Genomic DNA, 6,399 nt, shown 5'->3' with positions numbered 1-6,399 from the left:
AGAAGACAGAAGACAGAAGACAGAAGACAGAAGACAGAAGACAGAGTGAAGTAGACAAAGACAAACAAACAAAGCTCAACGAGTTTGACAGAATTTAGCTTGTGACCAAGAAGAACAAAGAAGTACAGAAAAGTACAAAAAGTACAAAAAGTACAAACAAAAAACAAAGCAACGGATAACAGAATTATCCCGGCGGCGATAGTGCAGTGGTCCCACCTGACCCCTTGCCGAACTCAGAAGTGAAACGCTGTAACGCCGATGGTAGTGTGGGGTCTCCCCATGTGAGAGTAGGACACCGCCGGGTTTTTATTTTATAAACAGATTTTTAAAGTCTTTTTATAAAATAAAAAATTTTTGGTAGCTATAGTGCAACAGAACCACCTGAACCCTTGCCGAACTCAGAAGTGAAATGTTGTAACGCCGATGGTAGTGTGGGGTCTCCCCATGTGAGAGTAGGTCACTACCAATTACCAAATTCAGCGGAGTGGTAGTTCAGCTGGTTAGAATACCTGCCTGTCACGCAGGGGGTCGCGGGTTCGAGTCCCGTCCATTCCGCCAACGCTTTAGGGGCGTAGTTCAATTGGTAGAGCACCGGTCTCCAAAACCGGGTGTTGGGAGTTCGAGCCTCTCCGCCCCTGCCATTAAAACCCAATAAAAGCCACTTACAGAGTAAGTGGCTTTTTTGTTTTATAACCGATTAAAAAATTGGCGAACGTGGTCGGATTCGAACCGACGACCTATCCCTTAGGAGTTGAGCGGATTTCTTGTTACAGTGTGTTTTGTCTCGTTCATTTCCGATTAAATATATTTAAAAATCAACAAATTAATCGATATAATCTTATTTAATGGTGTTTCACGTTGTTTAGCGTTTTTTTATTCTGTATAGTCTATAACTAGTAGTCAACTAGTAGTAGGCAAAATAATGAAAGCTAATACCTCGTTCGTTTTCACAGATTCCAAGATAAAATCGCTCAAGCCCGCTGAAAAGCAATACCACGTTTGGCATAACGACGGATTGAAGGGCCGTGGCTCGCTAGGATTGCGTGTAAACTTGAGCGGGCAGAAAGTCTTTGTTTATCGCTACTACTTAAATGGCAAACCTAAGATTATCTCGTTAGGGTCTTATCCTAGCATATCCCTACATGAGGCCAACCAATTAAAAAATGAGGCGGCCAGAATCTATATTGATGAGATAAAGCCAGAGTCATCATCAGATCTCAATCGTATATTGAAGAAAAGCGAAAGGCAACAGCTCGGCACTGTGCGAGATTTGTTTAATGCTTATCTTGATGATATGCGGCATAGAAATCGCAGAACAGTTGACGATGTGGCTAACTATTACGATTATCTACTTGCGCGAAAGAAAGAGTACGGACTTGACGGCGATATGTTGGCGAAAGATGTAACCGCCGGCCATATCACCTTTTTATTGTCACGCTACATCAAACGCGGGGCTTATGTTGGCGCAAACAAAGTCCACTCCGTATTACATGCCGCCTTTGCGTTCGGGTTACGACATGACAACGACCCTGCCATGCTCGGCATTGAGAGAGTGAAATTTGCATTGACTGGCAATCCTGTGTCACTAGTGCCAAAACAAAAGGGGGCTAGCAAGGCACTGGATAGGTTCTTATCATGGGCTGAATTAAGGGATTTGTTAGTAGATGCGGCTAAGTCACAGAAAGATTTAGAGATGTCTTACAACTTGTCTCGTTTGATCTTGCTGTGCTTGTTCACAGGTGGGCAGCGGACAATTGAAATATTGAGAATGACGTTCGACCACGTCGACTTTGAAAGGCAAGTTTTTAATATGACGCCAGATGACGTAAAAACGCGGACTCACCACATTGTTTATTTATGCGATACCGCGATTGATGTGATTGAGGAATTGAGAGAAGTGAACGGCGGGGAAGGGTATTTATTCCCAAATACGAAAAATGACGATCATATAGGCACTGATGTCGTTAGCCGAGCATTGAGCCGATATATTAAACGGAAAGGCCTTAAACCGTTCACTATGCGCGATCTACGGCGTACATTTAAGACGTTAGCTGGAGAGTTGGGAATAAGCCCTGAAATGCGCGATAGAGTGCAATCGCACACAATTCAGGGTGTATCATATAAGCATTACGACAGGTATTTATATTTGAAAGAAAAGAAAGAAGTAATGGAGCTGTGGGAATCAAAGCTGCTGGCATTACTCCCGTGATTGCGGGTTGTTTTCGTGCCAATCTAAAATTTGCTGCTTAGTCCATCCAAGCTTTACACCGCTGTTTGTGTAATGCGGTTTTGGGAAGTCTCCTCTGTTAACCCATCGCCAAAGTGTCACGCGTGTTTTGTTGATTATGCCTGACACTTCTCTATCGTTAAAATAACGCACGTCTTTAAGATTCAATCCTGACATTACAAATCTCCTGTTTCAAACCACATACCAAAAGAAAAATCATCGCGAAAGTGTCGGTAAGCAATCAGTGCAGCCCTTGCTGGCGTTTTGCTCTTGCTTATCGATGTCATGCACGCAATGAGCTGTGTGGCGTTAAGTTGCTTGCGGTAGTGTTTCGCTAGCTTTGCTACGGTATCATCGGGCGTGCGAGATAACTGCGCAGCAAGGCAAAGGGTAGTGAAAAACCCTAGAAACTTTTTCACCTGATATTCTTCAGCGGATTCGGTCATACTGCGCCATGCTCCCTAGTTACAATGTAAGGCTCTACCGGCTGAACAATTTCTTGTTCGTCTACCAGTGCAAGCCACCCACCCAACGTGGCATAACCAACGATATCTCGCCAGTGGTCCACCTCGTTGGCATTGCCGTGGATGATGCGCACCAGTTTGGCAGCCATCATGGTGGCAGCGTAATATTGCACGCTGTCGAGTGCGGTGGATTTGTTAATCTCACGCATAAAGGTACGAAAGGTTGTTGCGCCAACGGTGAAATCGCCGTGTGTTTCTGCGCGTTCGGTTAATGTGTTTTTGATATTCATTTGGTGTTACTCCGATTTATTTTAAAATAAAGCTTGTTTTAATATGATATACGTGTTCTAATGCATACCAGCTAGACAGCAGTACGATAAAAAGTAGTTATTAAAGTTCTTCCTCGAAACATTCTGTATCTTGAAAAGTTCTATAATTCCAACCTCTATATAATGCAGCGTTAATAGCATTACGCTTGGTTTCAAGCATACAAATTAATTAAAAAAGTAAGGAAGACACATGTCTAAATTAAATGGCTTAGTAAAATGGTTCAATTCTGATAAAGGTTTTGGTTTTATCACTCCTTCAAATGGCGGAAAAGATCTGTTTGTACATTTCTCTGGCATTATTGGTAATAACTACCGTTCATTAAACGAAGGCGATAAAGTTGAGTTTAATGTACAAGATTCACAACGTGGCCCTGCTGCGATTGATGTTGCTGTTATCTAAACAGAACAAAGAATATAAAAGAGCACCCATTACGGGTGCTTTTTTTTATGTGTAATAAGAAACCGCCACACGATTTTCGAGTGAAAAGTGCGGTCGGTTAGTTAGTTAAGCGTTGATATATCTCAGTTGTGGTGTTTGTAGCTGCGTGGTAGCGCGCTCAAATTCATCTATCCAGTAGTTGAATTCATGGTGTAAGTCAAACAGCCCAGCGGCTAAGTCGTTGCGCTGGTAGCGTTCGTAACCCATAGCCTCGTGAATGGCGCGCAAGCCTTTCTCAGCTCTCTCAGCGTTTCTAATCGTCAAGCGGTGATATTTCACTAAGGCTTCGGCGATAAAACGTGGCACTTGCACCATGTCTTCTTTCGGCAAAAGCGCGGTCGGTGGCGTTATGCTGTTGATGAATTGAATGGCTTGCTCGTATTTTGCTTTTGGCAATTCATCGTAGCGTGGAATGTTGAAGTGGTTTTTCAAGCGTTCATAAATGGTTTGCCAGTGTAGCCCTGTGCGATAGTGGGCTTGTTTGACCGCACTTTGAATTTGGCGCTGTTGTTGCTCGTTGATTTTGTCGCTGCCTAGTTTTGGGATATTGTTTAATGCCATAAAGGCACGAATGACGATTAAGTGAAATTTCGGGCTGATCCACATTGCATAGGCAAGCACGAGTTCTTGGCAAACGTATGTGCCACCGTTGCGCCCTTCAATTGTTTTCAGCACACTGTTAGAATTATCACAGTGGTTGTTTTCTAAACTGCGCAGATCTGCGCAGTTTAATTCAATCTCTTTGATTAAGCCCTGAGTTTGATCTAACCGGATAAATTGATTAGGACGATGTTTATCTTCGTTACCACTGGCTTTGTGTAAATCGTTGAGTGAGAAAAGACCGTCAAGGGTGCGGACGTTGGTGTTGAGAATAGTTAAGTTTGTCATAATGTAATCCTTGAGTATTTGTTTAAAACAAGCCACTTTTGAGAATGGCGTCGGGAGGCTCAAAAGCCTACTCAAGGAAAGGCTGGACTTATTCCCCATAAGGGTGTTGTATTCGTCGCCCTCCCGACATAGTCAGGATTACGGACATAAAAAAATCGCCTGTTGGCGATCTGATTACTACCGCCTTGAGTTTTAGGTTTTGAGACCTCAAGGCTGATAGTAGTATAAATTGGGGGTGGTGTCAATTGAGCTCAATAGAATATCTATTTGAGCACATTGCTGTGATAGTGTTAGTATGTTCTAGTCATCACTTATGCGGCTGTACTAGCTGTGTAGAAATGATTAATTCAAAATAAAACTTATATACTGTGGAGAATGAAATGAACAAACTAACAAATCTAAGCCCTAAACGCTATGGTCTAGCAGTTATACTAGGCATAATCACAGGGATAATTTCAGGCATGGTTAAATCTGGTAGTGAAGGATTTATGCCGCCAAGAACACCAGATAGAGTAGCACCACCTGTACAAATGTTACATGATATGGGGATAGATCCAAGCACCTTGATCTATACATACTCTGAACAAGCGATTCAATGGGGAGGTATGTTTATTCATTATGTATTCTCTATAGGGTTTGCTGTTCTTTATTGTGTTCTAGTAGAAATATATCCTAAAGTAAAACTATGGCAAGGTATGCTATTTGGACTTTTTGTGATGATTTTCTCTCATGGTATTCTATTGCCTTTACTTAACTTATCCCCAGCCCCATGGAACTTACCGTTTGATGAAATTCTATCAGAGGTTATCGGAACAGCTTTATGGATGTGGACTATTGAAGTATTTAGAGCTTACCTTAGAAACTGCTGCGTGGCTAAATATTAAATACGAAAATACTTTAACAGTTTTATTTCCTACAACTAAAGCCCTTTATAGGGCTTTAGTTGCAGAAGAACAGACTTGAACTGACAATTCACTATAAAAAGTGAGCTTTATTTTTCCTCTACCTTGTAATTCAACAGTGCTTTCGTCATCGCAATTGCGCCCTCTTCTGTTTCAAAGACTAGGCCTTTCTGGACAAGTTGCCTATCAAAGTAATCATCTTTAAAAAATGTGCCGAATTTATGATAAGTATCACTTCCCCAAGAAGCATAGTAATAATCTTCACCGTCTTCCCAAGTCTCTTCCGTTACACAAGGTGGTACTTCAATGCCGTTGATAATGCGGTTAGGCTCTTCCCACATTCCAACGATATTGAACTTTTCTTTCATAAAGGAATTTCGAAGTTCACCTTGCTCATTCCAACTACCATTCCAAACACTACCGCTTTCGTCAATAAAGTAACCTAGCAATTTATAATCACATTTATATGTATCAGGTATAACACCCAAAATAAAAGCCTTGTGTCCGCCATGCAACTTCACTGGCTCACCCGCCAACGCTTTTTCCAAATCAAACGGTTTCATCTTTACCTCCATATTCCATAGCCAATGCCGACACCTATCAAAAGCCAAATAATACCAGATAGGCGCAGCGTGATTTTGTATTTCATACCTTCTCCTTCACCGCTGGTTAAGCAACGGTTACGCAATTTGCCCTAAAAAGGGATGTCATCCGCAAACGGATCGGTTTCGTCGGTCGCCAAGATAGGCTTTGGCGCGCTTTTCGGTTTCGGCTGCGCTTTCGGTTGCGGTTTGGCTTGCGCGTTATCGCCTTTGCTGCCGAGCATTTGGAGGTCAATCGCCACGATTTCGGTTATGTGGCGCTCAATGCCGTTTTGGTCTTGCCATTTGCGGTAGTTGAGTCTGCCTTTTACGTAAACCTGCGCGCCTTTGGTGAGGTATTGCGCCACGATGTCGGCCAGCTTGCGGTAGAAAACAATGCGGTGCCACTGGGTGTTTTCGCGCTTTTCGCCGCTTTGTTTGTCTGTCCAGCTCTCCGATGTGGCCACGCTGATGGTCGCCACTTTCTCGCTGTTGTTGAGGGTTCGCACCTCTGGGTCATTGCCTAAGCGGCCAATGATGATGACTTCGTTAACTCCTGCCATGATTTG

8 protein-coding genes, 2 tRNA genes and 2 rRNA genes are annotated in these 6,399 nt (G+C 42.9%); 7 read left to right on the top strand and 5 right to left on the bottom strand.

Features of this window, described 5'->3' with window-relative positions:
• The first annotated feature begins 188 nt into the window (after positions 1-188).
• The 5 genes from rrf (HPC37_RS04655) (at position 189) to HPC37_RS04635 (ending at position 2,209) form a co-directional block, all read left to right on the top strand.
• Positions 189-304, top strand: a 5S ribosomal RNA gene (gene rrf / locus HPC37_RS04655).
• Between the two features lie 49 nt (positions 305-353).
• Positions 354-469: ribosomal RNA gene (gene rrf, locus HPC37_RS04650) — 5S ribosomal RNA — on the top strand.
• A 12-nt stretch (positions 470-481) separates the two neighbouring features.
• Positions 482-558, top strand: a tRNA-Asp gene (locus HPC37_RS04645).
• A gap of 7 nt (positions 559-565) precedes the next feature.
• Positions 566-641, top strand: a tRNA-Trp gene (locus HPC37_RS04640).
• A gap of 281 nt (positions 642-922) precedes the next feature.
• Positions 923-2,209, top strand: a complete 1,287-nt coding sequence (locus HPC37_RS04635) for a tyrosine-type recombinase/integrase (protein WP_208122028.1) — start codon at positions 923-925, stop codon at positions 2,207-2,209.
• Between the two features lie 194 nt (positions 2,210-2,403).
• Here the strand turns inward: HPC37_RS04635 and HPC37_RS04630 are convergent, their stop codons facing one another.
• Positions 2,404-2,673, bottom strand: coding sequence for a hypothetical protein (locus HPC37_RS04630; protein WP_208122027.1), 270 nt, complete (start codon positions 2,671-2,673; stop codon positions 2,404-2,406).
• A complete protein-coding gene (locus tag HPC37_RS04625; RefSeq protein ID WP_208122026.1) occupies positions 2,670-2,981 on the bottom strand; it encodes a DUF6378 domain-containing protein in 312 nt (103 codons plus the stop codon). Before HPC37_RS04625 ends, HPC37_RS04630 begins: the two co-directional genes overlap by 4 nt.
• A gap of 229 nt (positions 2,982-3,210) precedes the next feature.
• Between HPC37_RS04625 and cspE the strand changes: the two genes are divergently transcribed.
• Positions 3,211-3,420 carry a transcription antiterminator/RNA stability regulator CspE gene (gene cspE, locus HPC37_RS04620; RefSeq protein ID WP_208122025.1) on the top strand — a complete coding sequence of 70 codons (210 nt, stop codon included), beginning with the start codon at positions 3,211-3,213 and terminating at the stop codon, positions 3,418-3,420.
• A 105-nt stretch (positions 3,421-3,525) separates the two neighbouring features.
• On the opposite strand, the gene HPC37_RS04615 is transcribed toward cspE, so the two are convergent.
• Positions 3,526-4,347: a KilA-N domain-containing protein gene (locus HPC37_RS04615; RefSeq protein ID WP_208122024.1), complete on the bottom strand. Its 822-nt coding sequence runs from the start codon at positions 4,345-4,347 to the stop codon at positions 3,526-3,528.
• Between the two features lie 380 nt (positions 4,348-4,727).
• Here HPC37_RS04615 and HPC37_RS04610 point away from each other — a divergent pair, with 380 nt between their 5' ends.
• On the top strand, positions 4,728-5,231 hold the full coding sequence (locus HPC37_RS04610) for a YagU family protein (RefSeq protein ID WP_208122023.1): 504 nt from the start codon (positions 4,728-4,730) through the stop codon (positions 5,229-5,231).
• Positions 5,232-5,338: 107 nt separating this feature from the next.
• Here HPC37_RS04610 and HPC37_RS04605 read toward each other — a convergent pair whose 3' ends face one another.
• Both HPC37_RS04605 and ssb read right to left on the bottom strand, forming a co-directional pair.
• Positions 5,339-5,812, bottom strand: coding sequence for a hypothetical protein (locus HPC37_RS04605; protein ID WP_208122022.1), 474 nt, complete (start codon positions 5,810-5,812; stop codon positions 5,339-5,341).
• A 131-nt stretch (positions 5,813-5,943) separates the two neighbouring features.
• A complete protein-coding gene (ssb, locus tag HPC37_RS04600) occupies positions 5,944-6,393 on the bottom strand; it encodes a single-stranded DNA-binding protein (RefSeq protein WP_208122021.1) in 450 nt (149 codons plus the stop codon).
• Between the last annotated feature and the right edge of the window lie 6 nt (positions 6,394-6,399).

The organism is Spirabiliibacterium mucosae, from assembly GCF_014884965.1.
Classification (GTDB): domain Bacteria; phylum Pseudomonadota; class Gammaproteobacteria; order Enterobacterales; family Pasteurellaceae; genus Spirabiliibacterium; species Spirabiliibacterium mucosae.
The sequence above is the reverse complement of the archived record's forward strand: the minus strand, read 5'-3'. Positions and strand labels throughout refer to the sequence as shown.

Coding starts and splice junctions, on each gene's coding strand:
- ssb (WP_208122021.1), bottom strand. CDS start 6,393: ATGGCAGGAGTTAACGAAGTCATCATCATTGGCCGCTTAGGCAATGAC.
- HPC37_RS04615 (WP_208122024.1), bottom strand. CDS start 4,347: ATGACAAACTTAACTATTCTCAACACCAACGTCCGCACCCTTGACGGT.
- HPC37_RS04610 (WP_208122023.1), top strand. CDS start 4,728: ATGAACAAACTAACAAATCTAAGCCCTAAACGCTATGGTCTAGCAGTT.
- HPC37_RS04635 (WP_208122028.1), top strand. CDS start 923: ATGAAAGCTAATACCTCGTTCGTTTTCACAGATTCCAAGATAAAATCG.
- cspE (WP_208122025.1), top strand. CDS start 3,211: ATGTCTAAATTAAATGGCTTAGTAAAATGGTTCAATTCTGATAAAGGT.
- HPC37_RS04625 (WP_208122026.1), bottom strand. CDS start 2,981: ATGAATATCAAAAACACATTAACCGAACGCGCAGAAACACACGGCGAT.
- HPC37_RS04630 (WP_208122027.1), bottom strand. CDS start 2,673: ATGACCGAATCCGCTGAAGAATATCAGGTGAAAAAGTTTCTAGGGTTT.
- HPC37_RS04605 (WP_208122022.1), bottom strand. CDS start 5,812: ATGAAACCGTTTGATTTGGAAAAAGCGTTGGCGGGTGAGCCAGTGAAG.